Raw genomic sequence first — 26,787 nt, 5'->3', positions numbered from 1 at the left:
GTCTAAAAAGACTAATGAAAATCTCGAGAAAAATTCTTTTCGCCGTAGCTCTCTGCATGCAAGGCATACTCGCCCATGCGGCGATCGACCCCGCATTGCTCAAGCCACTGGCCGGCGACGATCCCGACGCGCGCATCGCCGCCGTCAACCAGATCTCCGCTCTCGCCAACGACGATGCGCTGAAAATCCTCAACGCACTGAACACCGATGCTCTCTACGCCAGGCCAGACGGCACGGTGCTGATTATCGACGACACAAAAGCATTCAATCCAGCCAACGACCAAACGCTAGCCACACCCGACGACGCCGAGGGCATCAGCGTCAACAACCGCCTGCGCGGCGTGGTGGAAGGCGCGCTATCGGGACTCAAGCTGTTTTCCAGCAACCGCAAATTGCGCATTGCCGCAGCAACCGACCTGATGAAAAATGCCGATCCGGCGCAAATTCCGCTGATCAGCAAAGCGCTGCACAAGGAAAGCGATCCCGAGATCCAGGACATTCTGCAACAAGTCATCGCCACCGCCAACCTGCACTCGCCCGATGCAGCTATCCGCAAGGCAGCGGTGCAAACGCTGGCCGCCAGCACCAACGCCAATATCCGCCCTGCCCTGCAAAACCTGCTCAACAAGAATTCCGACGGCAGCTATGTCGAAACCGATCCCGCGGTGCGTATCGAAGCGGTGCGCACGCTAGGCGTATTGGACCGCCATCTGGCCACCGTCGATTTCATCGGCAAGGTGTTCTACGGCATCTCGCTTGGCAGCGTGCTGCTGCTGGCAGCGCTCGGGCTGGCGATCACCTTCGGCCTGATGGGCATCATCAACATGGCGCATGGCGAACTGCTGATGATCGGCGCCTACACTACCTATATGTGCCAACTGCTGTTCCGCCAATATTTTCCGGCGGCGCTGGACGGTTACCTGCTGGTCGCCCTGCCGGCGGCGTTCATCGTCACTGCCGCCGTCGGTATCCTGCTGGAACGGCTGGTATTGCGCTGGCTGTATGGCCGGCCGCTGGAAACCTTGCTCTGCACCTGGGGCATCAGCCTGATCCTGATGCAAACGGTGCGGTCGATTTTCGGCGCGCAAAACGTCGAGGTCGCCAATCCGAGCTGGATGTCGGGCGGCGTTACCGTGCTCGGATCGCTGGTGCTGTCGTATAACCGCATCGTGATCATCTTCTTTGCATTGTTTGTTGTGCTGGCAGTGTGGCTCATCCTGAACAAGACCAGACTGGGACTGTTTGTCCGCGCCGTCATGCAAAATCGCCGTATGGCGGCCTGCGTCGGCGTCTCCACCGGCAAGATCGACATGATGACCTTCGGCCTCGGTTGCGGCATCGCCGGGCTGGGCGGCGTCGCGCTGTCACAATTGGGTAACGTCGGCCCCGATCTGGGGCAAGGCTATATCGTTGATTCCTTCATGGTGGTGGTGCTGGGCGGCGTCGGCCAGCTGGCCGGCACAGTGATCGCCGCCTTTGGCCTGGGCGAAGTCAATAAATTCCTGGAGCCGATGGCCGGTGCGGTGCTGGCCAAGATCGCGATCCTGGTGTTCATCATCGTCTTCATTCAAAAACGTCCGCAAGGCCTGTTTGCGCTGAAAGGCAGGAGCGTCGAATGAAATCCGCATCCATGCAAATTTCCATGGCGAAAACGCCGCTCTTCTCTCGTCTGGCCTGGACCGGCATCGTGGTCTGCAGCGTGATCCTGGCCATGCTCCCGGTACTCAACCTGGCGTTTCCGAACGGCCATACCTTACACATTTCCGGCTACACGGTAGCGCTGGTCGGCAAATTCATGTGCTATGCGATGGCGGCGCTGGCGCTGGACCTGGTGTGGGGTTATACCGGCATCCTGTCGCTCGGCCATGGCGTGTTCTTCGCACTGGGCGGCTATGCCCACGGCATGTACCTGATGCGCGCCATCGGCCGTGACGGCGTCTATCAAAGCAACCTGCCGGACTTCATGGTGTTCCTCGACTGGAAAACCTATCCCTGGTTCTGGTCGTTGACCGATCATTTCTGGTATTGCATGGCGCTGGTGGTGCTGGTGCCGGGCGTACTGGCGTTCGTGTTCGGTTACTTTGCCTTCCGCTCGCGCATCAAGGGCGTATATTTTTCGATCATCACGCAGGCCATGACCTTCGCCTTCATGCTGCTATTCTTCCGCAACAATACCGGCTTCGGCGGCAACAACGGCTTTACCGACTTCAAGCGCATCCTCGGCTATTCGATTACCGCGCCGTCGACCAAGGCAGTGCTATATCTGATTACGCTGGCCTTCCTGCTGGCTGCGCTGGTATTGTGCCGCTGGATCGTGACGTCGAAACTGGGCCGGGTCTTGCAGGCCGTGCGCGATTCCGAATCGCGCCTGATGTTCATCGGCTACAACCCGCTCTGGTTCAAGCTGTTTGTCTGGACCTTGTCAGCAATATTGTGCGGTATCGCCGGCGCCTTGTACGTGCCGCAGGTGGGCATCATCAACCCTTCGGAAATGTCGCCGGCCAATTCGATCGAAATGGTGATCTGGGCGGCTGTCGGCGGCCGCGGTTCACTGGTAGGACCGATCATCGGCGCCTTCTCGGTGAACGGCTTGAAAAGCTGGTTCACGGGCGCCTTTCCCGACTTGTGGCTGTACGCGCTTGGCCTGATCTTTATCCTGGTGACGCTGTTCATGCCGCAAGGAATTCTGGGATTGGCAGAGAAAGTAAAGAACAAGTTGAAAAACAAACCAGCTCCCGAACCTGACGGCAGCAAGGAGGCGGCATGAGCCAGATCTATAACCCGGCGCAGCCATCGGAAAACGTCGACAACACGCATCACGCCGACTACGGCACGTCGTACGCACGGATCAAACCGGAAGGCGTCGACACCATTCACGGCGCCATCCTGTATCTGGAAAACATCACGGTCTCGTTCGACGGTTTCAAGGCGCTGAACAATCTCAACCTGGATATTTCGGTAGGGGAACTGCGCTGCATCATCGGCCCCAATGGCGCCGGCAAGACCACCATGATGGATGTCATCACTGGCAAGACCCGTCCGACCGCAGGCACCGCGTTCTTCGGCCAGAGCATCGACCTGACCAAACTGACAGAATACGACATCGCCCACGCCGGCATCGGCCGCAAGTTCCAGCGGCCGACGGTGTTTGAGCAACACACCGTATTCGAAAATCTTGAGCTGGCGATGAAGATGGACAAGCGCGTCAAGACCACGCTGTTTTTTCGGATGAGCTCGGAGCAGGTCGACAAGATCGATGCCTGCCTCAGACTGATCCGGCTCAACGGTAACGAACGACGGCTGGCCGGTTTGCTGTCGCACGGACAGAAGCAATGGCTGGAAATCGGCATGCTACTGATGCAGGAACCGCAATTGCTGCTGCTGGATGAACCGGTGGCAGGCATGTCCGACGCAGAAACCGCGCGCACTGCGGAATTGCTGAATGAATTGCGCGGCAAGCATTCGATCATGGTGGTCGAGCACGACATGGGCTTTGTGGCTGAGATCGCCCAGCAGGGCAAGGTCACGGTACTGCACGAAGGTTCGGTGCTGGCGGCCGGCAAGATGTCGGAAGTCCAGGCCGACGAACGGGTAATCGAAGTCTATCTTGGACGCTAACATGCTCAACGTTGAACAACTGAACCAGTACTATGGCTCCTCGCACACGCTGCGCGGCATTACCCTGTCGCTGGAAAAAGGCAAGTGCCTGGCTCTGCTCGGCCGCAACGGCGTCGGCAAAACCACCTTGCTGAAATGCCTGATGGGCGTGCTGCCCAGCGCCAGCGGCAAAGTAACGCTGGAAGGCCGCGACATCACCAGCCTGAAGCCGCACCAGCGCGCAGCGCTAGGAATTGCCTACGTGCCGCAAGGCCGTGAAATATTCGCCCGCCTGTCGGTGGAAGAAAACCTGCTGATGGGAATGGCCACCAAATCCGGCAAGAAGGCTTTGCTGATCAAGGATGAGGTCTATGAGCTATTCCCGGTGCTCAAGGAAATGCTGCACCGGCGCGGCGGCGATCTCTCCGGCGGCCAGCAGCAGCAGTTGGCGATCGCACGCGCATTGCTGGCAGAACCCAAGCTGATCATCCTGGACGAACCGACCGAAGGCATCCAGCCCTCCATCATCAAGGATATCGGCCGCGTGATCCGCTTGCTGCGCGAGCGCGGCAATATCGGCATCCTGCTGTGCGAACAGTATTTCGATTTTGCCCGCGACCTGGCCGACAACTTCGTGGTGCTCTCACGCGGTGAGGTAGTGGCCGCAGGCAGCCAAGAAAGCATGGATGACGAGAGCGTGAAACGACACTTGGCGGTATAGTGCCGCATGGATAATTTCACGGCATCGCCGCTACCGGCCTCAAATAATCTATCCCCTGCTCCTGTGCTCGCCGGACAAAACCAGAGCGGCGCCAACCAGGCCTGGCTGTCGCTGCGCTTTGCCGACGACCAGGGCACCACGCGCTTGCTGGACCGTGCTCATTACGGTCCCTTGCGCGTGCAAAAGGCCCTGTATCCGGAGCACGTTTCGATCTGCCACGCCATCATCGTCCACCCACCCGGCGGTGTTGTGGGTGGTGACGAATTGACAATCAAGGCCAGCGTCGGCCAAGGCGCACATGCTTTCCTCACCACGCCCGGCGCCGCCAAGTGGTACCGGGCCAACGGCAAGGTATCGCAGCAACACGTGCAGCTGCAGGTTGCCGATGCGGCAACCCTGGAATGGCTGCCGCAAGAAACGATTTTTTTCGACCAAGCCGAGGTTGCGCTAGAACACCAGGTCGAGCTGGAAGGCGACGCTCGCTACATCGGCGGCGAGATCCTGTGCTTCGGCCGCACCGCCTCGGGGGAATCGTTCGACAGCGGCCGCATTTCGCAGCAGATTAGTATCCGCCGCGACGGCAAATTATTATGGTTTGAACAAGGCGTGCTGAACGGCGGCGGCACGGCCATGCAAAGCCGCCTGGGACTGACGGACTGTACCGTCTGCGCCACCCTGATCGTGGCTGGCAAGAGCTTCCCTGCCAGCGTGGTGCAGCAATTGCGCGACCTCGCCAGCCAGCTTTCCGACGGCAGGGCCAGCGTCGGCGCGACCCAGATCAAATCGCTACTGGTGTTGCGCCTGCTGGGGCATTCGAGTGAACTGGCAAGACAATGGATGATGCAGGCGTGGCAAGTCATTCGCCCCGAACTACTTGGGCATGAAGCGCATATACCGCGTATCTGGAACACTTGATGATCGGGCGCTGTGGAACATGATAGAACGGAGCATTAAGCGGATCACTAAGAGGCTGTTGCAAACACAGCTGGCTAGGTGCGCCGACGAAGACAGTACGAGTAGTACGGCTAGGAAGGTGTAGTAGGGGTTTCAGACGACACTGTCGTCTGCCTGCGGAACGACCCTGGCTTGCAAGCCCGGGGGCGCCCTGCAAGGGCAACAACGCCAAATGTGTTTGCAACAGCCTCTAAGCACTGCAACACCCTCCAGCGCCGTTATTTGAAGTCATCGCAAAAGAAGAACAAGGAAGAGAGAACGATATGGACCTGACGCCAAGAGAGAAGGACAAACTGCTGATATTCACTGCCGCTTTGCTGGCTGAACGGCGGCTGGCACGCGGCCTGAAACTGAACTATCCGGAAGCCATCGCTTTGATCAGCGCCGCCATCATGGAAGGTGCGCGCGACGGCAAAAGCGTGGCCGAACTGATGTCCTATGGCAGCAAGATCCTGACGCGCGCCGACGTGATGGACGGCATCCCCGAAATGATCCCGGATATCCAGGTTGAAGCCACTTTCCCCGACGGCAGCAAGCTGGTCACCGTGCACCATCCGATTCCATAAAATAATGAGATAACTGGAGAATGTCATGATCCCAGGAGAAATGCTGATCCAGCCGGGCGACATCGAACTCAATGTCGGCCGCCGCTGCAATACCGTGACAGTGGCCAATAGCGGCGACCGGCCAGTCCAGATCGGCTCGCACTTTCATTTTTACGAGGCCAATCCGGCGCTGCTGTTCGAGCGTGAGGAAGCTTACGGCATGCGCCTCAACATTGCCGCCGGCACCGCGGTCCGTTTTGAGCCCGGTCAGAAGCGCACAGTGGAGCTGGTTGAGCTGGCGGGCGAGCGTGTGGTGTATGGTTTTAATGGCAAGGTCATGGGAGCATTGAAGAAATGAGCAAAATCTCGCGCCACGCTTATGCAGAAATGTTCGGTCCGACCACCGGCGACCGTATCCGCCTGGCGGACACCGAACTCTTTATCGAGATTGAGAAAGACTACGCAATCTACGGCGAAGAAGTGAAATTCGGCGGCGGCAAAGTGATCCGCGACGGCATGGGCCAGTCGCAACGCATGCACAAGGATGTGATGGACACGGTGATCACCAATGCGGTGATCGTCGACCACTGGGGCATCGTCAAGGCCGACATCGGCATCAAGGACGGCAAGATCGCCGCCATCGGCAAGGCCGGCAATCCGGATATCCAGCCGGACGTGACCATGGTGATCGGCGGCGCCACCGAAATCATCGCCGGCGAAGGCAAGATCGTCACCGCTGGCGGCATCGATACTCATATCCATTTCATCTGCCCGCAACAGATGGAAGAGGCTTTGATGAGCGGCGTCACCACCATGCTCGGCGGCGGTACCGGTCCGGCGGCAGGTTCATTCGCCACTACCTGCACCTCCGGCCCCTGGCACCTGCATGCAATGCTGTCGGCAGCCGATGCCTTTCCCATGAACCTGGGCTTCATGGGAAAAGGCAACGTCAGCCTGCCCGGCCCGCTGGAGGAGCAGGTGCGCGCCGGCGCCATCGGCCTCAAGCTGCACGAGGATTGGGGCTCGACCCCGGCCGCCATCGATAATTGCCTGACTGTGGCCGACCGCATGGACGTACAAGTGGCGATCCATAGCGATACCTTGAACGAGGGCGGCTTCCTGGAGCACACGCTGGCGGCGTTCCAGGATCGCACCATCCATACCTTCCATACCGAAGGCGCCGGCGGCGGCCATGCGCCGGACATCATCGCCGCAGTCGGCAACAGCAATGTGCTGCCCTCCTCCACCAACCCGACCCGACCGTATACCGTCAATACGCTGGACGAGCACCTGGACATGCTGATGGTCTGCCATCACCTGGATGCAGCGATTGCAGAAGATGTGGCGTTTGCCGAGTCGCGCATCCGTCGCGAGACCATCGCCGCCGAGGATATCCTGCATGACATTGGCGCCGTCAGCATGATGTCGTCCGATTCGCAAGCCATGGGCCGGGTCGGTGAAGTCATCATGCGCACCTGGCAAACCGCGCACAAGATGAAAGTCCAGCGCGGCGCGCTGCCCGAAGACAGCGGCAGCAAAGCGGACAATTTCCGGGTCAAGCGCTACATCGCTAAGTACACCATTAATCCGGCGATCACGCATGGCATTTCGCATGTGGTGGGCTCAATCGAGGTCGGCAAGATCGCCGACCTGGTGCTGTGGAAGCCGGCCTTCTTCGGCGTCAAGCCCTCTACAATCTTAAAAAGCGGCATGATCGCCGCAGCGCAGATGGGCGACCCGAATGCCTCTATTCCGACGCCGCAGCCGGTGCACTACAGGATGATGTTCGGCGCTTACGGCGGTGGACTCAAGACTTCGCTGACCTTTGTGTCGCAAACTGCCTATGACGATGGCATCGGCGAGCGCCTGAAGTTGAACAAGCCAGTGGTGGCGATCCGGGATGTGCGCCATTTGCGCAAGCATCACATGATCCACAACAGCGCCACGCCGCACATGGAAGTCAACCCGGAAACCTATGAAGTACGGGCCGACGGCGAGCTGCTGGTATGCGAACCGGCTAGTGTGCTGCCGATGGCGCAGCGTTATTTCTTGTTCTGATTTCTCTTCTTTATCCTCTTATCGACTCTTATCGATTCTTATTTTTTCACGGCAAAAGATGTTAATCCTCAATACAAAAGTAGAACATGCCGACCTGGTCGAAGGCGAACTGATCCTGCCCTACGACTTGCGTGAGAAGAGCCGCCTGCGCGCCAACCTGAGCAACGGCGAAGAAGTCGGTGTGTTCACGGTGCGCGGCACGGTGCTGCGCCATGGCGACCTGCTCAAGGGCACGGACGACGCCGGCAGGCAGCGCGTGGTCAAGATATTAGCTGCAGCCGAAGTAACCTACCGCGTCGAATGCCAAAGCCAGCACGCTCTGCTGCGCTGCGCATTCCATCTGGGTAACCGTCATACGCAGGCGCACGTAGGGGACGGTTTCCTGCGGATACGCAAAGACCCCGTGCTGAAAGAAATGCTGGAAGGGCTCAATGCCAATGTGACCGAAGAACTGGCGGCGTTCGAGCCGGAATCCGGCGCCTACGGTGGCGGGCATCATCACCATGGCGACGGCTTGCTGGCGCCGGTGCCTCTGCGCCAGAAAATCCATCGTCCGGGCGATGAAACCGGCAGCTGAGCCTGATGCACGACATGCATGCCACCGAACTCATCCATCTGCTGCAGCTCGCCAGCCCGTCGCTGCCGATAGGCGCCTACAGCTATTCTCAGGGGTTGGAAACCGCTATCGATAAAGGCTGGGTCAAGGACCCGGCATCGGCCCGCGGCTGGATCCGCGACAACTTGCAGCAAGTGGTGGCGGTATTTGAAGCGCCGGTGCTCTGGCGTCTGCTGCAAGCATTCGAGCGCCGCGATGGCGCTGCGGTACAGCTCTGGACTGAACGCTTCATCGCCTCCCGCGATACCGCCGAGTTCCGCGCCGAAACCATCCAGATGGGATTTTCCCTGGGCAAGCTGGCGATCGAATTGCAGATCGGCGACGCTGCGCTGCTGGCCATCTTGCAAGCGCAGCCGGAACTGCCGCTGCCTACTGCTTTTGCGTATGCCGCAGTAGCGTTGCAAGTGCCCCATGAAGCGGCGTTACTGGGCATGCTGTTTTCCTGGGCTGAAAACCAGGTGCTGGTATGCGTTAAAACGATTCCACTGGGACAGGTGGCGGGCCAGCGCCTGCTGCTGTCTTTACAGCCAGAGTTGCAGATTGCGGCGGAGCGCGCGCAAAACCTGGCCGACCATGAATTATCCAACTGGGCGCCGGGGCTGTCGCTACTGTCGATGCAGCATGAAGAGCAGTACAGCCGTCTCTATCGCTCCTGAAACCAAACATTCACTATTTTTAAGCGAACCGCAAAGCGAGCCAAGAATGAGCACTTCCTCCACGTCAAATCCCCTCCGCGTCGGCATCGGCGGCCCGGTCGGCTCCGGCAAGACCGCCCTTTGTGAAATGCTGTGCAAAGGCATGCGCGATCACTACGACATGGCCGTCATCACCAACGACATCTATACCAAAGAGGATATGGAAATCCTGCTACGCGCCGACGCCCTGCCGGCCGAACGCCTGATGGGCGTCGAGACCGGCGGCTGCCCGCACACAGCCATCCGCGAAGACGCCTCGATCAACCTGGAGGCCATCTCCCGCATGAGCGCGGATTTTCCCAACCTCGACTTGATCCTGCTGGAATCCGGCGGCGACAACCTGGCAGCAACCTTCAGCCCGGAGCTGTCCGACCTCACCATCTATGTGATCGACGTTGCCGGCGGCGAAAAAATCCCGCGCAAGGGCGGCCCCGGCATCACCCGCTCCGACCTGCTGATCATCAACAAGACCGACCTTGCGCCCTATGTCGGCGCCAATCTCGACGTCATGGCGCATGACGCAAAACGGATGCGCGGCGAACGGCCGTTCATTTTCACCAATCTGCGCAGCGGCGACGGCGTGGAACAAGTGATCGCTTTTATCCGCAAGCAAGGCTTGCTGGATCAACCCAAATAAAAGCCTGGAATACACAACACCCATCACTTTTCCCAAGGAGCCCACCATGTCCCACTTCTCCGCCAGAACCTGCGGGCGCGCCACCGCATTGCTGATTGCTGCATTCGGCGTCACGTCGGCATTCGCCCATCCCGGCCACCCCGACGCCTTCGGCTTCAACGACGGCTTTACCCACCCGTTTTCCGGCATCGATCATTTGCTGGCCATGCTGGCAGTCGGTTTATGGGCGGCGCAAAACAAACGCTCTGCACAATGGGTGTTGCCACTGGCCTTTCCGGTGATGATGGTGGCTGGTGCGTTGCTGGCCTTTGCAGGCGTCATCATGCCTGGCGTGGAAACCGGCATCGCCGCCTCTGTCGCCCTGCTAGGTTTGCTGATCGCCTTCGCCATTCGCATGCCGGTATGGGCCAGCGCCAGCGTGGTATCGGTATTTGCCTTGTTCCACGGTTACGCGCATGGCAGTGAATTGCCTCACGGCGCCTCAACCTTGTTCTACGGCTTCGGCTTTGTGGCGGCGACTGCGCTCTTGCATTTGTCTGGCCTAATAATCGGCATCACTGCAGGTCGGAAAATGGCTACGCCGGCAGCGCGTGCGGGCGGCATAGCCATAGCGGCAGTTGGCGGCTATTTGCTTAGCGGAGCATTCTGAGGAACGGCATTGTCGTGCTCTCACAAGACCTCGCCGCACAGGCTTACATGGCGGCGAGGCCGTAATAGCACCTTTCAACATCTGCGCTGCCGGGTTTTTTACGGAACCACAAATGCGATGCCGTGAGGATCCTGCAGCGCGGACGCTACGCCGATTCCGACTACGACCGGTGTGAGATGGCCGGTAGTCTTGTCCAATTGCATGACCTGGCCTTGACCGGCGCTATAGGCATCACCCTTTTTAAACGCTGCGTCTACGCGATAAGTCGTATTTGCTGCATCAGTAAATAGCATGAAGGTATTACCATTGGTTCCGGCAGCGGGAACGAACCGCGTGTCATCGACAAATTCCGTCGGTCCGTCCTTGTCGTTATAGAGCGTGAGCGACAAAACGCTGACGGTTTGCGATGGGCCCGGATTGCTGATGAAGACCAGCTTGCCGTCGGCCTGGCTATCCAGCACGAGATTGCCGGAAGGATCGGTCTCCATGGAATCCGGATCGCTCAGCGCGAGCTGAACCTGCTTGCCGTAGCTGGGATTCGTGGCGCCGCCGACGGAGGGCGTGATATCGGTCGCCATGGCGTTGCCTGCCAATACGGGCGCCACGTCAAACGTAGTGCCATTGGCATTCAACGTGAGCGCAACCACCGTCGGCGCCGGCGTACCGGCAGTGGCGGGAGCAGAGGCACTGACGTAGACCACGCCATTGATCAATTGCATGTCGTCGAAGCCGCCGCCATGTGCGGTCGGATTGACCGTGGCGGTGTAGGTTTTCTGGCTGCCGGACGCCAGATCGATAATCGTCAGCATCGGATTGCCATCCTCGTTTGCCAGGGCCCACAAAGCATTCGTATCCTTGCGCCCCAGCAGGCCGTCGACGTGCCCTGGCGCAGTAAACGTTTTGACTGCACTCCCCTTCAAATCATACTGAACGATCGCATTGGTAATGCCAGGCACCGAACCATCTTTCACTTCTCCCGCATTTTGATAGGCAATATATATGCTGCTGCCCATCTGGATAATTGAATCGGGCTTGCTGGTGGCAGAAGGAGCTTTTGTGAAAACCGACAGCGTGAAGCCGGTTGCCGTCGCCGTATTGGGGACCGGAGCCAATGCAGGTGTCGCTGCCCCCGTTGAAAATGTATCACTGCCGCCACCGCCGCAAGCAGCCAGCGACAGAGAAATTGCGATCATCAAAACAGGATTCATTTGTTTAATTTTCATGGTGTTTTCAGCCTCGGATAATGAGTTAGGATGATATTTTCATTTCATCGCCGGTTTACGGTGAACCGATCGCGCGCCTTACCTGGATATCCAATATCGCTTCGTTTTATGACCTGATAGTTACAAGGAGGCTCCCGCGTCACACACTGGCAACACCGAACGATGAAAAGCTCAAGCTAAGCTCCAGCTAAGTATCAAGTGCTAGCAATTTTTGAACATTGCCATTTCTCATGCACCGGCAGCATTTGCGCGCCATCTAATTTCCAGCTAACTCTAATCGTCTAAGCTTGGCAGCAGGCTTGCTTTAATGGAAAGCGGCTGTTCTTTTGCAGGCTGACCAAGACATGACGAAAAAGTATGGATTAGCACTACTTCTCCCACTGGCATTGACCGCTTGCACCAGCTATCAACCCTTGCCCTTGGCAGATAAGCCGACCTGGACAACCGACCTTCCTCACATTGCAGTTGCGCCCCACCCTCTGGCGCTGCCGCCCTTGGCGGCACACCCTTTTGCGCCTGGTCCGGATGGGCTGGACATGACTGATGTTGCTATTCTTGCCGTGGTCAACAACCCTGACCTGAAACTGGCGCGCGACGATGTCCATATCGCCCAAGCACAAGCATTTTCCGCATCGCTGCTGCCCGACCCTCAGCTAGCCCTTTCGGCTGACTTCAAGCTTCATCCCGATCCCGGCTCATCGCGCGGCTATTCGATCGGACCAAGTTATGATTTCGGTAGTTTGCTGACACGCTCAACCATCCGTCGGGCGGCAGAAGCCGATGCCGGCAAAGCCGATCTCAACCTGCTGTGGCAAGAGTGGCAAGTCATTGCGCAGGCACGCATGCTTTTCATCAAACTGACGCAGGGTGCAAAACTGCAGGAGATATTGCAGCGGCATGACGACTTCCTGCAACTGCGCGCTTCACAAAGTCAGGAAGCCCTGAGGCAAGGCTTAATTACCTCCGACATCGCAACCGTCTTTTTGACCGCGTCGCAAGATCTCAAGCGCCAGTCGAACGAGCTGCAACGGCAGCAAAACCAGGCCAGGCACGATCTGAACGCATTACTGGGACTGGCTCCATCGGTCGCTGTCCGATTGCATGGAACTGCGGAGCTGCCGGCGCTGGACACCGATTCGATCAACCGCATATTGCCTTCCTTGGCTGCGCGCCGTCCAGACCTGATGGCGCTCAAAAGCGGCTATGCGGCGGAAGACCAGCGCTACAGGGCCGCCATCATCGGCCAGTTCCCAGCCCTTACCATCGGCCTGACGCGTGCGCGCGACACCAGCAATGTCAGTTCGCGCGGGTTTAACGTTTCCCTGTCGCTGCCGATCTTCAACAGAAACCGAGGAAATATCGCGATTGAACAGGCAACTCGTGAAAAATTGCATGACGAATATCAGCAACGGGTGAATCTCGCGTACTCGGATATCGACAAATTACTGACTGAACAGGAAATCAATCGGCAGCAGATGAGCCAGGTCATGGCTGGGCTGCAACAGTTGCAGCAGCAACGAGAACGCATGCTTACTGCTTTCCAGGCACGCAATGTCGACGCATTGATGCTGACCAATCTGGACACCGCACTGTTGGCCAAACAGACTGAAAAAAACGCGTTGGAGCAGGCCATGCTCGAACAACGGGTAGCGCTGCAAAGCCTGATTGGCGGCGAGCTGCCGACACAATCTCAAGGAAAGTCATAAGCATGAACAAGAAAATCATTTATATCTCCGCAGGTTGCGCCGCAGGCGTGCTGGCCGTCACCGCCGGTATTGCGCTCAGCGTCAGCCCAAAAGCCGCCGAGGTGGCTGCTCCCGAGCCGTCGGCCCAGGTCACTGTGCAAGCGCTGCAGAAAAAAAACATGTCCTTGATCTTGACGGCTTTCGGCGACGTTGCGCCGGGGCTCACGCAAACCATCAGCAGCGCCTTTCCTGCGCAGATAACGCGGCTCGCCGTATTGCAAGGACAACTGGTCAAGAAAGGTAGCCCTCTTGTGGAACTGGCCAGCGACCCCACCACCAGACTCGCCTATCAACAAGCACAAAGCGCCAGCACGCTGGCCGCCGCGGAATTCACGCGCATTGAAGCCTTGATGAAATTACAGTTGGCGACACAGTCGCAACTGGACGCAGCGAACAAAGCCCGGCAGGACGCCACAGCGGCGCTGGAAGCACAAAGAACGCTGGGTGGCGGCAGCGCGGCAGTAACGCTGACGGCGCCGGCCGACGGTATCGTGCTTGGATTGACTGCCGCGCAGGGAGACCGGATCCAGCCGGGCGCGCCAGTCATGCAATTCGGCGTCACCGCCAACCTGAAAATATTGCTGGGCGTCGATCCTGCAGATGTGTCGCGCATTAAGAAAGGCATGGCTGTGACGCTCTCGCCGCTAGCCGATCCGAAGACGAAAATCCAGTCGACAGTCAGCGAAATACAGAATCTGATCGATCCAAAAACCCAGCTCATCAGCGTCGTCGTCAAAGCGCCTGCCGATCCGCGCCTGGTCCCCGCCATGCGTGTACGCGCCGAGATCACGACAGAGCAGGAACAGGCGTTCGAAGTGCCGCGCCAGGCCGTGCTTACCGACGCACACGGCGCTTACCTGTATCAAGTCAAGGGACATCTGGCACATCGGGTTAACTTGCGCAGTGTGCTGGACAATCGCGAAACGCTTGGCGTCAACGGCGACATCGATCCCGCCGCACCGCTGGTGGTGCTAGGCAATTATGAACTGCAAGATGGCATGCCGGTAAGGGAGACGCGCTGATGAGCGTCGCTTCCTGGATCAGCAGTCATCGCCGTTCGATCTTGTTCTTGATGGCAGTATTGGCATTGGGCGGCGCGATCGCAGCGTTTCAGTTGCCAACTTCCTTATTTCCCACGGTCGATTTCCCGCGCGTAGTCGTCTCGCTCGATGCTGGCGACCAGCCGCCGCAACAAATGGAAATGCTGGTAACCCGGCCGGTGGAAGAAGCCGTGCGCCGCGTGCCCGGCGTGAAAAATGTCCGCTCTACCACCGCGCGCGGCTCAGCCGAAATATCGGTCAATTTCGACTGGGGCCTCGATATGGCCTCAGCCACCTTGCAGGTAAATGCAGCCACGGCGCAAATCATGTCGCAACTTCCGCCTGGCACCGTGGTGCAAACCAGGCGCATGGATCCGACGGTATTTCCGATCATCGCATACAGCCTGACCTCGGCCACGGTTTCTCCCGTCAAGCTGCGCGATCTTGCTGATTATCAATTGCGCCCCCTGTTATCCGGTGTGCCTGGCGTTGCGCAGGTACAAGCCATCGGCGGCGCGCTGGAAGAGTATCAGGTTGAGGTCGACCCGCAAAAACTGCTGGTCCGCAGTCTGACTGCGGACGATGTCGCGCGTACGCTGTCGGCCAACAATGTCATCAATGTCGTCGGCCGGCTGGAAGACCATTACAAGCTATATCTGGTGATGTCGGAAGCGCGTCTGCAGACTATAGAACAGATTCAGCAGACAGTACTCAGCAGCGGCGTCAACGGCGTGGTGCGGGTACAGGATGTCGCAACGGTCAAGCGCTCCACAGTGCCGGAATGGATCAGGGTTACCGCTGACGGCAGGTCGGCGGTATTACTGTCGATTTACCAGCAGCCAGGCAGCAACAGCGTGCAGATCGCCAACGACGTCAAGACCAAGTTGCGCGATTTCCAGTCGCAACTGCCGGCCGGAGTCAGTATCGCCAACTGGTACGACCAAAGCGAGCTGGTGACGGCTTCCGCCTCGAGCGTGCGCGATGCGATCCTGATCGGCATCGGCCTGGCGGCGCTGGTGTTGCTGGTATTTCTGCGCAATGTCAAGATTACCCTGATCGCCGTGATTGTCGTACCCGCCGTGCTGGCCACTACCGTAGTGGTGGTGTGGCTGCTCAACATGAGCTTCAATATCATGACGCTGGGCGGGATGGCTGCCGCAGTCGGGCTGATCATCGATGATGCCATCGTAATGATTGAGCATATTGTAAGAAGACTACACGGCAGCAAAGAGGCCGTGGCCAATAATGTGATGAACTCTGCATTGGAATTCTTCCGGCCTTTGCTGGGCTCCAGCGCTTCCACCTTGATTATCTTTGCGCCGCTGGCCTTCCTGAGCGGCGTCACCGGCGCCTTCTTCAAGGCTTTGTCGGTCACCATGGCGACCAGCCTGTTTATTTCTTTCTTGATTACATGGCTTGCTGTGCCGGTGCTGGCGTCAAAATTTCTTAACGAAAAAGATGCCAATGCAGATCAGAACGGCCGCATCACATTGTGGTTCCATGAAAAATATACGCGGATAATGCTGCGTTTGCTCAAACAGCCTGTGCTGGTGCTGCTGGCCGTCATCCCTCTGCTCGGCGCCGGATACATCGGCTTTCAGCATGTCGGCTCGGGCTTCATGCCATCGATGGACGAAGGCGGTTTCGTCCTGGACTATTACACCGAACCGGGAACGGCTGTCACCGAAACCGACCGGCTGGTGCGGCAACTGGAAGCCATCGTGCAACAAAATCCGAACGTGCAGACCTATTCGCGCCGCACCGGAACCGGCCTCGGCGGCGGTATCAGCGAGCCTAACCACGGTGATTTTTTCGTTCGCCTGAAACAAGGGAAGCGTCAGCCTGTGGACCAGGTCATGGAACAGATCCGGGCTCGCACCGAACAGGAAATCCCCGGCTTGCATACGGAAATGGCGCAGCTCATGGAAGACTTGATCGGCGATCTGACAGCAGTACCGCAACCGGTGGAGATCAAGATTTTCTCCGCTGACCCGAAAGCGCTCAGCGGCATCGCCACCAAGGTCGCTGCGCGCATTGCAAAGATCAACGGCGTGGTGGATGTCAAGAATGGCATCAATCCTGCGGGCGATGCATTACAAGTGCACATCGATCCGCTCAAGGCCGCCCAGGAAGGACTGGATCCGGCCGCCGTCACCAAAACGCTGTCCGATAGCTTGAGCGGCAACGTCACTACCCAAGTCATGACCGACGTCAAAACTATCGGCTTACGGGTAAGACTGCCGCAAGAGATGCGCCAGACTGACCAGGACCTTGGCTTGTTGACGGTACGCGCGCCAGATGGTCATCTGCTACCTTTGAAACGTATCGCCAGCATAGACAAGCTGACCGGGCAGGCAGAAATCAACCGTGAAAACCTGAAACAGATGATTGCCGTGACCGCCCGTATCAGCGGCAGGGATCTCGGTTCCGTGATCACCGATGTCAAGAAAGAACTGGCCCAGCCGGGCTTGCTCCCGCAAGGTTCCTACTTTCAACTCGGTGGCCTGTACGAACAACAGCGGATCGCCTTCCAGGGACTGATGACCGTGTTTGCCGCCGCCGCCGTGCTGGTTTTCCTGTTGCTGTTGTTTATGTATGAAAGCTTCCGCCTGGCCGGCGTCATCCTGTTTACGTCGCTGATATCTGTCTCGGCGGTATTTGTCGGCTTGTCGCTGACCGGCATCGATCTGAACATCTCGGCAATGATGGGGATGACCATGATCATCGGGATCGTCACCGAAGTCGCGATTTTCTATTTTTCCGAACAACAGGATCTGATGCGTTCGACAGACCGCATCTCTGCGTTGATTGAAGCCGGCAAGAATCGCATGCGGCCAATTGCCATGACCACGCTTGCCGCCATCCTCACCTTGCTGCCCCTGGCGCTTGCACTGGGTGAAGGATCGGAGATGCAGCAGCCGCTGGCGATTGCGATCATTTCCGGCCTGCTGGTGCAGTTGCCGCTGGTCCTGGTGGTGATGCCGGTGATTTACAGCACCTTGAAACGAGAGGATATAAAACGGCCTGGCGCCTGACTCCGCCAGAAACATTAATTTCTTGTCATGTCACGCGCGTCCGGCGTGCAATAGGATGTGCGCAGGCGCGATACCGTTACAATAGCCAGAGATAAATCTGGGACAAATCCCCCGTAGCGGTTTTTGCCCACTTGAACGGAACAGGACAAGATATGACTACATCGATTGCATACCGTATCCCCGGCCGCGCCCGCGATCTGGGCGAACTGGTGGTTCGCCGCGTGCTGCCGGCCGGCCACCACCAGAGCGTCGGTCCGTTTTTGTTTTTCGATCATATGGGGCCGGTAGAATTTGCCAGCGGCCAAGGCATCGACGTGCGGCCGCATCCGCACATCGGCCTGGCGACCGTAACCTATCTGTTTGAAGGTACGATCCGCCACCACGACAGCCTTGGCAATGACCAGGAAATCATTCCTGGCGACGTTAACTGGATGACTGCCGGCCGCGGCATCGTCCATGCCGAACGCACGCCTGCGGCGCAGCGCGCCAATGGCTGGCGCCTGCACGGTATCCAGACCTGGGTGGCGCTGCCGCTGGCCGACGAAGAATGCGCGCCGGCATTTGCCCATCACCCGGCTGCCAGCCTGCCTCTGATACGCGGCGACGGCTATCAGCTACGCGTGATTGCGGGTCGCGCCTTCGGCCAGGAAGCCCCGGTTAAAGTCAGTTCGCCAACTTTGTATGTCGCCGCTGAAATGACGGCGGGAGCGGAATTCATACTGGCGCCGGAATATCCGCAACAAGCCGTCTACGTCGCCAGCGGCAGTGTCGCCATCGATGGCGAAGCGCTGGAACTGGGCGTACTGGCGGTACTGGAACCAGGTGTTGCGGTAAAGATCATCGCTAGCGAAGCGGCCCAGGTCATGCTGCTGGGCGGTGCGCCGATCGATGGCCCGCGATCGATCTGGTGGAATTTCGTAGCCAGCAAACCGGAACTGATCGAGACCGCCAAACAGAACTGGCGCGAGCAGCGCTTTGATCCCGTCCCCGGGGACAATGAATGGATTCCGTTGCCGGAAGCTTGAGCAACATCCGGCGCGATCCGAAAAATCCATCTGTGTAGCGGCGGAAAACTGTCGAGGAACGAAAAAGCCTGATTGCCGCTGCAATCGGGCCTTTTTCATGGTTCTTCACGGATCGCCAGGATCGACGGATAATGTGCAATGATGCAGATCTTATGCAGCAATCACGCCACCACAACCCGGAAAGCCACCATGACCCGCAACGTACTCGACGAAGCCCATATTCATCCAGCGATCCGCCAAAGCATCGCCGACAAGCATGCCGATATCGTGCAGGAAGTACAGGCGGCTGTGGCAAGCAACAAGGTGGTCGTGGTCGGCATGACGCAAAACCCTTTTCCGCGAAAAGCGCGCAAGGCGCTAGAGGCGATAAACGCGCCTTTCAAGTATCTTGAATATGGCAGTTATCTCAGCCAGTGGAAGCGGCGCAATGCGCTCAAAATGTGGACCGGCTGGCCTACTTTCCCCATGATATTCGTGAAAGGTACGCTGGTGGGCGGCGCTACCGACCTGCAACGCTTGATCGACAGCGGAGAATTTGCAAGGATGACGGCGGATTAATGCCAGAGCTTCGCAGTTGTATTCTCAATTGTATTATTTATCACCAACGACTGAAAACCGGCCCATAACATGGACGAACTGAACCTGCTTCAATCCAGCGGCCTCTCCTTGCCAAGTCCGGCCTATCTTTTCGGCGCAATTATTTTCGGCATTATTGGCTTTGCCGCCTATCGCTACGGAAAAAAAACTACTCTTAGCTACCCGAAATGGATCGGTGTTGCGTTGATGCTTTACCCCTATGCCATTTCAAGAACGTGGCTGCTGTACCTGGTCGGCGCCAGCTTGTGTTCGGCTTTGTATTTCTTCAGGCATCAATAAGGAGTCCTGCCGCCAGCTATGCTGCTAAGGGACGCGCGCAAAACCTTTCTCGGTAAGCCATGCCGCCATGAGACTGAAATATTCAGGCGCTTCCGGCGCCTGGACGCTGAGCGCCTTCGGATCGACCTGGGATTCCGGCGACGCCGAAAGCATCATATCGTGGTCGGCGCCGGCGATCACGGCAGTATGGATGTTGGGGTATTTCGACGCATTCTTGCGCAAGATATCGGCAGATAATTTCGCCGGCACCCATGGATCGTTCGCGCCATACATGATCAAGGCAGGCGCACGTACGGCGTCGAGCGTTTTAAGCGGGTCGTGCGCCATTTCTTTCGCCCATCGCGATGTGTCGGGATCCTTGAATGTCTTATCGAGATAGATCAAGCCGAACCACGGTTTGCCAACGACCGCGTCGAGCCTGGCCTGCGCTGTCACCCGGTCAAGCTTGCCGCGCTCGAACTCGTCGACGGCAGTGCGGGCAGCGACGGCCATATCCACATCGGCTTGCGTATATCCTTTGATCCGCAATATATTGGCCACGGCGAAGTTCATCTGGACGTCGGGCGTGGTCAGCGGCGCCGAGATGGAAATGGCAAATGCGGTCTGCGGGCTGCGCGCGGCGGCGAGCAAGGACAACCATCCGCCCTGGCTCAGCCCCCAAAAACCGATGCGGCCAGGATCGATACGGGCATCGTGCGCCAGCATCCGTTGGGCCGCAATGCCGTCGTCCGCCAGGACGTTGTAGTCGCTGTCGGCGAGTGTGCCGCCCGATTTCCCGCTGCCGCGCCGGTCATAGACAAAGACAGCAATGCCAAGCGGCGGCAAGGCTTGAATCAGGTGGCGATAGAGCGCGAGGTCGCGCGTTGCCACCGATGCGGCATGGAGCACCACGACGGCGGGAACCTTGCCCGTCGCTTGCGGGGCGTAGAGCGTCCCGCTCAGTTCGACCTGGCCGTTGTTGAAATGTTTTTCCGAAACCGTTACCGTGGTTGAGGCCGGCGCGCTCCACAATTCCGGTTGAGCGGGCCGCGTGTCTTGTGCCTGCGCTCCCATCGTGGTGGTGGACGTTAGCAGCACGAGCAACGCAGTTCGGAACGCCGTCAAACCAACTGAAAAATTTCTCGATACAACTGTCTCGCGTGGCGCCATTCTGTGAACTCCTTTGCTTGAGATCGCAATATCATAATCGAAACACACAAACAAGGGCTTGCCCTACGCACATCGATCGCTTCAAGCAGCAAGCGCCTCCCGCGTGCACAAAGGATGTCAACGAACAGGGCGGGAATCTCCGGTATCAAGCCTGGACTTCCACAATGACCAGCCGAGGTTCATGCCGGCGGCAGCCACCAGGATGGCGGCGGCGCCAAGCAACTGGGTCAGTTGCAGCCGATGGCCGAAAGCCAGGTAATCGACCAGGATGGCGACAATGGGATAGATGAAGGACAGCGAACCGACCAGATGGGTCGGCAGTTTCTGGATCGCGCCGTAGAGCAGGATATACATCAGTCCGGTATGCACCACACCCACCGTCACCAGTATGCTCCACGAGCGGATATCGCCGGGTAATGTCGACAGATGGGCGAAAGGCGCGAGCATCACGATACCGACACAGACCTGGATCAAGGCAATCAGGTGCGGCGGCGTCCCCGCCAGCTTCTTGATGATAATGGCGGCGATGGCATAGAAAAACGCCGCGCCAAGCGCCATCAGGATACCGGCAAAATAATTACTGCCGCTGGACGCAGCGTCGGGTTTCGCCAGCACGATCAGCAGCATGCCGGCAAAAGCAATCAGCAGCCAGGTGAGCTTGGCGATGGTCAGGCGTTCAGAGAAAAAGACCGCGCCAAGCGCAACCAGCATGAAGGGCTGGGTGTTGTAGACCGCAGTGGAAATCGAAATTGACGCACGCGAATAGGATACAAACAGCAGCAGCCAATTGAGCACAATCGCCACGCCGCCAAGCGCCGCCAGGCCCAGCAAACGCAGATCAAGAACGCCGCGCAGCAATCCCAACGCCGCACATACCACCAACAAGGTCAACGCGCCGAACACGCAGCGCCAGAACACCACATCCAGAACCGCTTGACCCGAGACGATGACAAACCAGCCTATCGTCCCTGAAATCACCATGGCCGCCGTCATCTCGACTGTGCCGCTTACCTTCTTGTCCATGCATTGCTCCGGAAACCGTCAGGCATTGATCATCGCATTTTGCAAACGCGTTTTCCATGCCTTGCAAAAGGAAGTTCTGAGGATATGCCTTACTATATAAGGAAATATCGACAATTCCCTAAGGAATCGAAAATGCTGAACAATATCGACCAGCGCATCCTGGAAACGCTGCAAAGCGATGCACGCATTTCGCTGAAAGAGCTGGCCCTGCAAGTCGGACTTTCCTCGCCCAGCGTTTCTGAACGGCTGCAGCGCCTGGAAGAACGCGGCGTCATCCGCGCCTTCACCATCGACATCGATCCGCAAGCGCTAGGCTATCAGTTACAGGCCATCGTGCGCATCCGGCCTTTGCCCGGCAAACTGCAGATCGTCCAGAAACTGATTGAGCAGATTCCCGAGTTTTGCGAATGCGACAAGGTGACCGGCGAAGATTGTTATATCGCCCGCTTGTTCGTACGCTCGATCGCACAGCTCGACGAAATTATCGACCGGATTGCCGACAAGGCCGAAACCAACACAGCCATCGTCAAATCACAGCCGATCAAGAGACGGCCGCCGCCATTCGGCATAGCCTGAAACCACAATCGCAAGCGTCAAAAGCGTCAATTCTCGTCGAGCACAGCGAAGCGCTGCGCAAGATAATCAATCAGGCTACGCACTGACGGCAGCAAGCCGCGGCGGGATGGAAACACCGCATGGATGATCTCGTTGCGCGGCGCCCAGTCCGGCAGCAGGCGCAGCAAGGTACCCTGCGCCAGTTGGTCACGCACCATCGTTACCGGCAACTGCACGATGCCGACGCCTGCCCGCGCCGCATCGCGCAAGGCGATCATGTCGCCGGTAATGAAACGCGGCGTGTGATGCACACTGGCTTGCGCACCCTCAGGGCCGAGCAAATTCCAGACATGATTCTGTTGCGGCGCACCTAGCGCCAGGCTCGGCCAGTCATTCAGATCGGCCGGCGCCCGCGGCAACGCACGCCCCGCACACAGCAAATGACTGGCAACCAGGCATTGGCTGCTTTCCGCCAGCGCACGCATTACCAGATCGCTGTCGGGAATCGGCGGTGGCCGCACGCGAATCGCAACGTCTATTGCATCGGCCACCAGGTCGACCCGGCGATTGGTAGCTTCCAACTGCACGGTGATGCGCGGATGGCTAACCATGAAATCTGCCAGCATGACGCTGACATTAGCTTGTAGCAAGGTCACCGGGCAACTGATCCGAACCACGCCGCGCGGTTCGGCGCGGGTGACTTCGATTGCATCCTGGGCGCACTCTGCCTCCACCAGCATCGCCTTGCAATGCTCGTAGTAAGTCTGGCCGACTTCGGTGACCGAGAAATGGCGGGTAGTGCGCTGTAGCAAACGCACGCCCAGCCTTTCCTCCAACAGGGCGATGCGGCGGCTCAGTTTCGATTTTGGCATGCCGAGCGCGCGACCCGCCGGGGCGAAGCCGCCATGGTCGACTACCTGAACATAGTAGTAAAGGTCATTCAAATCCTGCATTGCATTTCCCATTGGATTCATTTCATTGTTCATTAAATAGAACGCTGAATATGAATTTTACACTCTACCGCCACCATCGTTCCTCATCTATCCTTCTTACATCAACAAATTTTGCAACCTTTGCAAGGAAATGGAAATGAAGAAAGTCCTCGGTGTCTATAGCGCTCCCCGCCCTCACTGGGTAGGCAACGGCTTTCCGGTGCGCTCCATGTTTTCCTATGACAGCCACGGCAAGCAACTAAGCCCGTTCCTGCTGCTGGATCATGCCGGACCGATTGATTTCGCCCCTGCCAACAAGCCACGCGGCGTTGGTCAACATCCGCATCGCGGCTTTGAAACTGTCACCATCGTCTATAAAGGCGAGGTAGCGCACCGCGACTCGACCGGCCAGGGCGGCCTGATTGGTTCCGGCGATGTGCAGTGGATGACGGCTGGCGCAGGTATCTTGCACGAAGAGTTTCATTCGGAAGAGTTCACCCGTACCGGCGGCGCGCTGGAAATGGTGCAGCTGTGGGTCAACCTGCCGGCCAAGGACAAGATGACGGCACCTGGCTACCAAGCCATCCGTAATGCCGACATCCCTGTGGTGGCGTTGCCGGACCAGGCCGGTACCGTACGCGTGATCGCCGGCAGCTTCGACGGCCACGCCGGACCGGCTCACACCTTCAGCGCCATGAATGTGTGGGACATGCGGCTGAACGCGGGCGGCATTACGGAACTGGCGCTGCCGGACGGCTGGAACTCGGCGTTGATTGTGTTGCGCGGCACGGTGCTGGTGAACGGCGAAACAGTGGGACGCGAGTCGCAAATGGTTCTGCTGGATACCAGCGGCAGCAAGGTCGCGCTGGAATCTAACAACGACGCCGTGGTGTTGCTGCTCAGCGGTGAACCGATCGATGAGCCGATCGTCGGCCATGGCCCGTTCGTGATGAACAGCGAAGAAGAAATTGCCCAAGCCTTCACGGACTTCAAGAACGGGCGGTTTGTGCCAGCGCCGCAATAGGCAGCTAGCCAAGTCGTACAATAAATATCCTGTCGGCCATTTTGGCTGGCAGGATATTTTTTTACCTATTGTTTTCACGTTTCCACTATGGGTAAAACCCGCAGCCAACAAAAAATATTTCCTCAAAGCCATTTTCAAACAAACGCATTACGCCGCTGTGCCCCACTCAGGTGCAGCACGCCTCCATAACTCTCCATTGCATGTCATTCGCTAACATTTTGTTGGTGCTAAAACCGAACTGCGAATAAACTTCATCCTTTGAGATGAAATTTCATCCCTTGGGATGGATCTAGCGTTCATCCAAGCACGTATTGCCCGCCAAAATTGGCAATCTGCAAACTAATTCAGCGCGTCCTTAAGTTTGGTGAAAGCAAACACCAATATCATGTGGCGGCACCAACCAACGCATCAACCGCTAGGAGAGTTACAGTGACTGCAAGTAAATCGACCATCATCTACACCCTGACTGACGAGGCGCCGCTTCTGGCGACGGCTTCTTTCCTGCCGATTATCAGGACTTTCGCCGCGCAGGCCGGCATCGACGTCGTCCAGAGCGACATCTCGGTAGCCGCACGTATTCTTGGGGAATTCTCCGACAACCTGAAACCCGAGCAGAAAGTGCCGGACAATCTGGCCGAACTGGGCCGCCTGACGCAAAATCCTGACACCAACATCATCAAGCTGCCGAACATCAGCGCTTCGGTACCGCAACTGGTTGCGGCGATCCGCGAACTCCAGGCTGGCGGCTACAACATTCCTGACTTCCCGGAAGATCCGAAGACCGATGAAGAAAAAGCGATCCTGAAGCGCTATTCGAAGATCATCGGCAGCGCAGTCAATCCGGTGCTGCGCGAAGGCAACTCCGACCGCCGCGCGCCAGCCGCAGTCAAACGCTTTGCCCGCAAGCATCCGCACTCGATGTCGAAGTGGAGCCCGGCATCGCGCACCCACGTTTCGCACATGCACGGCGGCGACTTCTACGCCTCTGAAAAATGCATGACGCTGTCCAAAGCTTGCGACGTCAAGATGGAACTGGTCACCAAAGCTGGTGAAACCATCGTCCTGAAGAACAAGGTATCGTTGCTGCAAGGCGAAATCATCGACAGCATGTTCATGAGCAAGAAAGCCCTGTGCGCGTTCTACGAAGAACAGATGGAAGATGCCCGTGAAACCGGCGTCATGCTGTCGCTGCACGTCAAGGCGACCATGATGAAAGTCTCGCATCCGATCGTGTTCGGCCATGCCGTCAAGATTTTCTACAAGGATGCTTTCGCCAAGCATGGCAAGCTGTTTGAAGAACTGGGCGTAAACGCCAACAACGGCCTCTCCAGCGTCTACGACAAGATCGCCACCTTGCCGGAATCCAAGCGCGATGAAGTCATCAAAGACTTGCACGCCTGCCACGAACACCGTCCGGAACTGGCGATGGTCGATTCGGCCAAGGGTATCTCCAACCTGCACGCGCCGAACGACGTCATCGTCGACGCCTCGATGCCGGCCATGATCCGCCTCGGCGGCAAGATGTGGGGAGCGGACGGCCGTCCGAAGGACACCAAGGCGGTGATCCCGGAAAGCACATTTGCCCGCATCTATCAGGAAATGATCAACTTCTGCAAGACCAACGGCGCCTTCAATCCGACTACCATGGGCACCGTGCCGAACGTCGGCCTGATGGCGCAAAAAGCCGAAGAATACGGTTCGCACGACAAGACTTTCGAAGTGCCTGCCGACGGCGTCGCACGCATTGTCGACTTTGACGGCAATGTACTGCTGGAGCAAAACGTTGAAGAAGGCGACATCTGGCGCATGTGCCAGGTCAAGGACGAGCCGATCCGCGACTGGGTCAAGCTGGCGGTTAACCGCGCCCGTTTGTCCGGCATGCCGGCAGTATTCTGGCTGGACGAGTATCGTCCACATGAAGCCGAGCTGATCAAGAAGGTAAAGACTTACCTGAAGGATTACGACCTGACCGGTCTCGACATCCAGATCATGTCGCAAGTCCGCGCCATGCGCTACACGCTGGAACGCGTGATCCGCGGCAAGGACACCATCTCGGTGACCGGCAACATCCTGCGCGATTACCTGACCGACCTGTTCCCGATCATGGAACTGGGCACCAGCGCCAAGATGCTGTCGATCGTGCCATTGATGGCTGGCGGCGGTATGTTTGAAACCGGCGCCGGCGGCTCTGCGCCTAAGCACGTCAAGCAACTGGTGGAAGAAAACCACCTGCGCTGGGATTCGCTGGGCGAGTTCCTGGCGCTGGCGGTTTCGCTGGAAGACGTCGGTATCAAGACCGGTAACAACAAGGCCAAGATCCTGGCAAAAACCCTGGACGACGCCACCGGCAAGCTGCTCGACAATAACCAGTCGCCATCGCCACGCACCGGCGAACTGGACAACCGCGGCAGTCAGTTCTACCTGTCCCTGTACTGGGCCCAGGCGCTGGCGGCACAGACCGAAGACGCAGAACTGCAAGCGCATTTCGCGCCACTGGCCAAAGCCTTGACTGAGAATGAACAGAAGATTGCTGCAGAGCTCAAAGACGTTCAGGGCAAGGCCGTGGATATCGGCGGTTACTTCCTGCCAGACCCTAAGAAGGTGGAAGCAATCATGTGCCCGAGCGCTACCTTCAATGCGGCGTTGAGCGCAGCGCGGGGCTGATAGTAGATGTAGTAAGCGAAGTAA

General features: G+C 58.0%; 26 protein-coding genes. 22 read left to right on the top strand and 4 right to left on the bottom strand.

The annotated features are described in order from the left end of the window. The first annotated feature begins 56 nt into the window (after positions 1 to 56). From urtB to LT85_RS08650, 12 genes are all read left to right on the top strand, one after another. The gene (gene urtB, locus LT85_RS08705) at positions 57 to 1,619 is read left to right on the top strand and encodes an urea ABC transporter permease subunit UrtB (protein WP_253273699.1); all 1,563 of its coding nucleotides are present in this window, start codon (positions 57 to 59) and stop codon (positions 1,617 to 1,619) included. Continuing rightward, positions 1,616 to 2,767: an urea ABC transporter permease subunit UrtC gene (urtC, locus tag LT85_RS08700; RefSeq protein WP_172656961.1), complete on the top strand. Its 1,152-nt coding sequence runs from the start codon at positions 1,616 to 1,618 to the stop codon at positions 2,765 to 2,767. The genes urtB and urtC overlap by 4 nt, the downstream gene beginning before the upstream one ends. Further along, complete coding sequence (urtD, locus tag LT85_RS08695) at positions 2,764 to 3,618, top strand: urea ABC transporter ATP-binding protein UrtD (protein WP_052134917.1); 855 nt, start codon at positions 2,764 to 2,766, stop codon at positions 3,616 to 3,618. Before urtC ends, urtD begins: the two co-directional genes overlap by 4 nt. 1 nt (position 3,619) lies before the next feature. After that, entirely contained in the window at positions 3,620 to 4,318 is a 699-nt protein-coding gene (urtE, locus tag LT85_RS08690) for an urea ABC transporter ATP-binding subunit UrtE (protein ID WP_038487516.1), read from the top strand. 6 nt (positions 4,319 to 4,324) lie between these two features. Then, positions 4,325 to 5,233: an urease accessory protein UreD gene (locus tag LT85_RS08685; RefSeq protein WP_081992177.1), complete on the top strand. Its 909-nt coding sequence runs from the start codon at positions 4,325 to 4,327 to the stop codon at positions 5,231 to 5,233. Between the two features lie 302 nt (positions 5,234 to 5,535). Continuing rightward, positions 5,536 to 5,838 carry an urease subunit gamma gene (locus LT85_RS08680; protein WP_038487514.1) on the top strand — a complete coding sequence of 101 codons (303 nt, stop codon included), beginning with the start codon at positions 5,536 to 5,538 and terminating at the stop codon, positions 5,836 to 5,838. Positions 5,839 to 5,863: 25 nt separating this feature from the next. After that, positions 5,864 to 6,175 carry an urease subunit beta gene (locus LT85_RS08675; RefSeq protein WP_038487511.1) on the top strand — a complete coding sequence of 104 codons (312 nt, stop codon included), beginning with the start codon at positions 5,864 to 5,866 and terminating at the stop codon, positions 6,173 to 6,175. Then, on the top strand, positions 6,172 to 7,875 hold the full coding sequence (ureC, locus tag LT85_RS08670; protein ID WP_038487508.1) for an urease subunit alpha: 1,704 nt from the start codon (positions 6,172 to 6,174) through the stop codon (positions 7,873 to 7,875). The genes LT85_RS08675 and ureC overlap by 4 nt, the downstream gene beginning before the upstream one ends. Before the next feature lie 58 nt (positions 7,876 to 7,933). Then, positions 7,934 to 8,452: an urease accessory protein UreE gene (gene ureE, locus LT85_RS08665; RefSeq protein WP_038487505.1), complete on the top strand. Its 519-nt coding sequence runs from the start codon at positions 7,934 to 7,936 to the stop codon at positions 8,450 to 8,452. Positions 8,453 to 8,466: 14 nt separating this feature from the next. Beyond that, positions 8,467 to 9,147 carry an urease accessory protein UreF gene (locus tag LT85_RS08660; protein ID WP_038495551.1) on the top strand — a complete coding sequence of 227 codons (681 nt, stop codon included), beginning with the start codon at positions 8,467 to 8,469 and terminating at the stop codon, positions 9,145 to 9,147. Positions 9,148 to 9,193: 46 nt separating this feature from the next. Next, on the top strand, positions 9,194 to 9,823 hold the full coding sequence (gene ureG / locus LT85_RS08655; RefSeq protein WP_038487503.1) for an urease accessory protein UreG: 630 nt from the start codon (positions 9,194 to 9,196) through the stop codon (positions 9,821 to 9,823). A gap of 46 nt (positions 9,824 to 9,869) precedes the next feature. Further along, a complete protein-coding gene (locus LT85_RS08650) occupies positions 9,870 to 10,472 on the top strand; it encodes a HupE/UreJ family protein (RefSeq protein ID WP_038487499.1) in 603 nt (200 codons plus the stop codon). A gap of 98 nt (positions 10,473 to 10,570) precedes the next feature. Here the strand turns inward: LT85_RS08650 and LT85_RS08645 are convergent, their stop codons facing one another. Further along, positions 10,571 to 11,485, bottom strand: coding sequence for a hypothetical protein (locus LT85_RS08645; RefSeq protein ID WP_253273698.1), 915 nt, complete (start codon positions 11,483 to 11,485; stop codon positions 10,571 to 10,573). On the opposite strand from LT85_RS08645, the gene LT85_RS27100 reads away from it, so the two are divergent. The 7 genes from LT85_RS27100 (at position 11,472) to LT85_RS08615 (ending at position 19,416) form a co-directional block, all read left to right on the top strand. Next, complete coding sequence (locus tag LT85_RS27100; protein WP_253273697.1) at positions 11,472 to 11,729, top strand: hypothetical protein; 258 nt, start codon at positions 11,472 to 11,474, stop codon at positions 11,727 to 11,729. The two genes, LT85_RS08645 and LT85_RS27100, sit on opposite strands and share 14 nt — an antisense overlap. A gap of 502 nt (positions 11,730 to 12,231) precedes the next feature. After that, on the top strand, positions 12,232 to 13,401 hold the full coding sequence (locus tag LT85_RS08640; RefSeq protein ID WP_172656960.1) for a TolC family protein: 1,170 nt from the start codon (positions 12,232 to 12,234) through the stop codon (positions 13,399 to 13,401). A gap of 2 nt (positions 13,402 to 13,403) precedes the next feature. Further along, complete coding sequence (locus tag LT85_RS08635) at positions 13,404 to 14,462, top strand: efflux RND transporter periplasmic adaptor subunit (protein WP_038487490.1); 1,059 nt, start codon at positions 13,404 to 13,406, stop codon at positions 14,460 to 14,462. After that, on the top strand, positions 14,462 to 17,515 hold the full coding sequence (locus LT85_RS08630) for an efflux RND transporter permease subunit (protein ID WP_038487488.1): 3,054 nt from the start codon (positions 14,462 to 14,464) through the stop codon (positions 17,513 to 17,515). The genes LT85_RS08635 and LT85_RS08630 overlap by 1 nt, the downstream gene beginning before the upstream one ends. A 152-nt stretch (positions 17,516 to 17,667) precedes the next feature. Then, positions 17,668 to 18,540 carry a pirin family protein gene (locus LT85_RS08625; RefSeq protein WP_038487485.1) on the top strand — a complete coding sequence of 291 codons (873 nt, stop codon included), beginning with the start codon at positions 17,668 to 17,670 and terminating at the stop codon, positions 18,538 to 18,540. A 189-nt stretch (positions 18,541 to 18,729) separates the two neighbouring features. Further along, the gene (locus tag LT85_RS08620) at positions 18,730 to 19,098 is read left to right on the top strand and encodes a glutaredoxin domain-containing protein (RefSeq protein ID WP_038495548.1); all 369 of its coding nucleotides are present in this window, start codon (positions 18,730 to 18,732) and stop codon (positions 19,096 to 19,098) included. Positions 19,099 to 19,167: 69 nt separating this feature from the next. Next, a complete protein-coding gene (locus LT85_RS08615) occupies positions 19,168 to 19,416 on the top strand; it encodes a hypothetical protein (RefSeq protein WP_038487482.1) in 249 nt (82 codons plus the stop codon). A 24-nt stretch (positions 19,417 to 19,440) separates the two neighbouring features. Here LT85_RS08615 and LT85_RS25300 read toward each other — a convergent pair whose 3' ends face one another. Together LT85_RS25300 and LT85_RS08605 are read right to left on the bottom strand one after the other, a co-directional pair. Beyond that, positions 19,441 to 20,565, bottom strand: a complete 1,125-nt coding sequence (locus tag LT85_RS25300) for an alpha/beta hydrolase family protein (protein ID WP_052134915.1) — start codon at positions 20,563 to 20,565, stop codon at positions 19,441 to 19,443. Positions 20,566 to 20,682: 117 nt separating this feature from the next. Then, complete coding sequence (locus tag LT85_RS08605) at positions 20,683 to 21,588, bottom strand: DMT family transporter (protein WP_038487479.1); 906 nt, start codon at positions 21,586 to 21,588, stop codon at positions 20,683 to 20,685. A gap of 132 nt (positions 21,589 to 21,720) precedes the next feature. On the opposite strand from LT85_RS08605, the gene LT85_RS08600 reads away from it, so the two are divergent. Further along, a complete protein-coding gene (locus LT85_RS08600; protein WP_038487476.1) occupies positions 21,721 to 22,164 on the top strand; it encodes an Lrp/AsnC family transcriptional regulator in 444 nt (147 codons plus the stop codon). 26 nt (positions 22,165 to 22,190) lie between these two features. Here the strand turns inward: LT85_RS08600 and LT85_RS08595 are convergent, their stop codons facing one another. Continuing rightward, positions 22,191 to 23,096, bottom strand: a complete 906-nt coding sequence (locus LT85_RS08595) for a LysR family transcriptional regulator (RefSeq protein ID WP_038495543.1) — start codon at positions 23,094 to 23,096, stop codon at positions 22,191 to 22,193. Between the two features lie 136 nt (positions 23,097 to 23,232). Between LT85_RS08595 and LT85_RS08590 the strand changes: the two genes are divergently transcribed. Next, positions 23,233 to 24,099, top strand: a complete 867-nt coding sequence (locus LT85_RS08590) for a pirin family protein (protein ID WP_038487473.1) — start codon at positions 23,233 to 23,235, stop codon at positions 24,097 to 24,099. A 429-nt stretch (positions 24,100 to 24,528) separates the two neighbouring features. Further along, on the top strand, positions 24,529 to 26,763 hold the full coding sequence (locus LT85_RS08585) for an NADP-dependent isocitrate dehydrogenase (RefSeq protein ID WP_038487470.1): 2,235 nt from the start codon (positions 24,529 to 24,531) through the stop codon (positions 26,761 to 26,763). The last annotated feature ends 24 nt before the right edge of the window (positions 26,764 to 26,787 follow it).

It is taken from the genome of Collimonas arenae (assembly GCF_000786695.1).
Classification (GTDB): Bacteria; Pseudomonadota; Gammaproteobacteria; order Burkholderiales; family Burkholderiaceae_D; genus Collimonas; species Collimonas arenae_A.
Note: the sequence above shows the minus strand (reverse complement) of the source record. Positions and strands in the feature narration are given on the sequence as shown.

Bases quoted from the DNA above. Each gene is read 5' to 3' on its own strand.
- LT85_RS08685 (WP_081992177.1), top strand. From the start codon at position 4,325: ATGGATAATTTCACGGCATCGCCGCTACCGGCCTCAAATAATCTATCC.
- LT85_RS08635 (WP_038487490.1), top strand. From the start codon at position 13,404: ATGAACAAGAAAATCATTTATATCTCCGCAGGTTGCGCCGCAGGCGTG.
- urtD (WP_052134917.1), top strand. From the start codon at position 2,764: ATGAGCCAGATCTATAACCCGGCGCAGCCATCGGAAAACGTCGACAAC.
- ureE (WP_038487505.1), top strand. From the start codon at position 7,934: ATGTTAATCCTCAATACAAAAGTAGAACATGCCGACCTGGTCGAAGGC.
- LT85_RS08615 (WP_038487482.1), top strand. From the start codon at position 19,168: ATGGACGAACTGAACCTGCTTCAATCCAGCGGCCTCTCCTTGCCAAGT.
- LT85_RS08600 (WP_038487476.1), top strand. From the start codon at position 21,721: ATGCTGAACAATATCGACCAGCGCATCCTGGAAACGCTGCAAAGCGAT.
- LT85_RS27100 (WP_253273697.1), top strand. From the start codon at position 11,472: ATGCTGCTGCCCATCTGGATAATTGAATCGGGCTTGCTGGTGGCAGAA.
- LT85_RS08645 (WP_253273698.1), bottom strand. From the start codon at position 11,485: ATGGGCAGCAGCATATATATTGCCTATCAAAATGCGGGAGAAGTGAAA.
- LT85_RS08595 (WP_038495543.1), bottom strand. From the start codon at position 23,096: ATGCAGGATTTGAATGACCTTTACTACTATGTTCAGGTAGTCGACCAT.
- LT85_RS08640 (WP_172656960.1), top strand. From the start codon at position 12,232: ATGACTGATGTTGCTATTCTTGCCGTGGTCAACAACCCTGACCTGAAA.
- LT85_RS08620 (WP_038495548.1), top strand. From the start codon at position 18,730: ATGACCCGCAACGTACTCGACGAAGCCCATATTCATCCAGCGATCCGC.
- ureC (WP_038487508.1), top strand. From the start codon at position 6,172: ATGAGCAAAATCTCGCGCCACGCTTATGCAGAAATGTTCGGTCCGACC.
- urtB (WP_253273699.1), top strand. From the start codon at position 57: ATGCAAGGCATACTCGCCCATGCGGCGATCGACCCCGCATTGCTCAAG.
- LT85_RS08660 (WP_038495551.1), top strand. From the start codon at position 8,467: ATGCATGCCACCGAACTCATCCATCTGCTGCAGCTCGCCAGCCCGTCG.
- LT85_RS08605 (WP_038487479.1), bottom strand. From the start codon at position 21,588: ATGGACAAGAAGGTAAGCGGCACAGTCGAGATGACGGCGGCCATGGTG.
- urtE (WP_038487516.1), top strand. From the start codon at position 3,620: ATGCTCAACGTTGAACAACTGAACCAGTACTATGGCTCCTCGCACACG.
- LT85_RS08680 (WP_038487514.1), top strand. From the start codon at position 5,536: ATGGACCTGACGCCAAGAGAGAAGGACAAACTGCTGATATTCACTGCC.
- LT85_RS25300 (WP_052134915.1), bottom strand. From the start codon at position 20,565: ATGGCGCCACGCGAGACAGTTGTATCGAGAAATTTTTCAGTTGGTTTG.
- ureG (WP_038487503.1), top strand. From the start codon at position 9,194: ATGAGCACTTCCTCCACGTCAAATCCCCTCCGCGTCGGCATCGGCGGC.
- urtC (WP_172656961.1), top strand. From the start codon at position 1,616: ATGAAATCCGCATCCATGCAAATTTCCATGGCGAAAACGCCGCTCTTC.
- LT85_RS08590 (WP_038487473.1), top strand. From the start codon at position 23,233: ATGAAGAAAGTCCTCGGTGTCTATAGCGCTCCCCGCCCTCACTGGGTA.
- LT85_RS08625 (WP_038487485.1), top strand. From the start codon at position 17,668: ATGACTACATCGATTGCATACCGTATCCCCGGCCGCGCCCGCGATCTG.
- LT85_RS08630 (WP_038487488.1), top strand. From the start codon at position 14,462: ATGAGCGTCGCTTCCTGGATCAGCAGTCATCGCCGTTCGATCTTGTTC.
- LT85_RS08650 (WP_038487499.1), top strand. From the start codon at position 9,870: ATGTCCCACTTCTCCGCCAGAACCTGCGGGCGCGCCACCGCATTGCTG.
- LT85_RS08675 (WP_038487511.1), top strand. From the start codon at position 5,864: ATGATCCCAGGAGAAATGCTGATCCAGCCGGGCGACATCGAACTCAAT.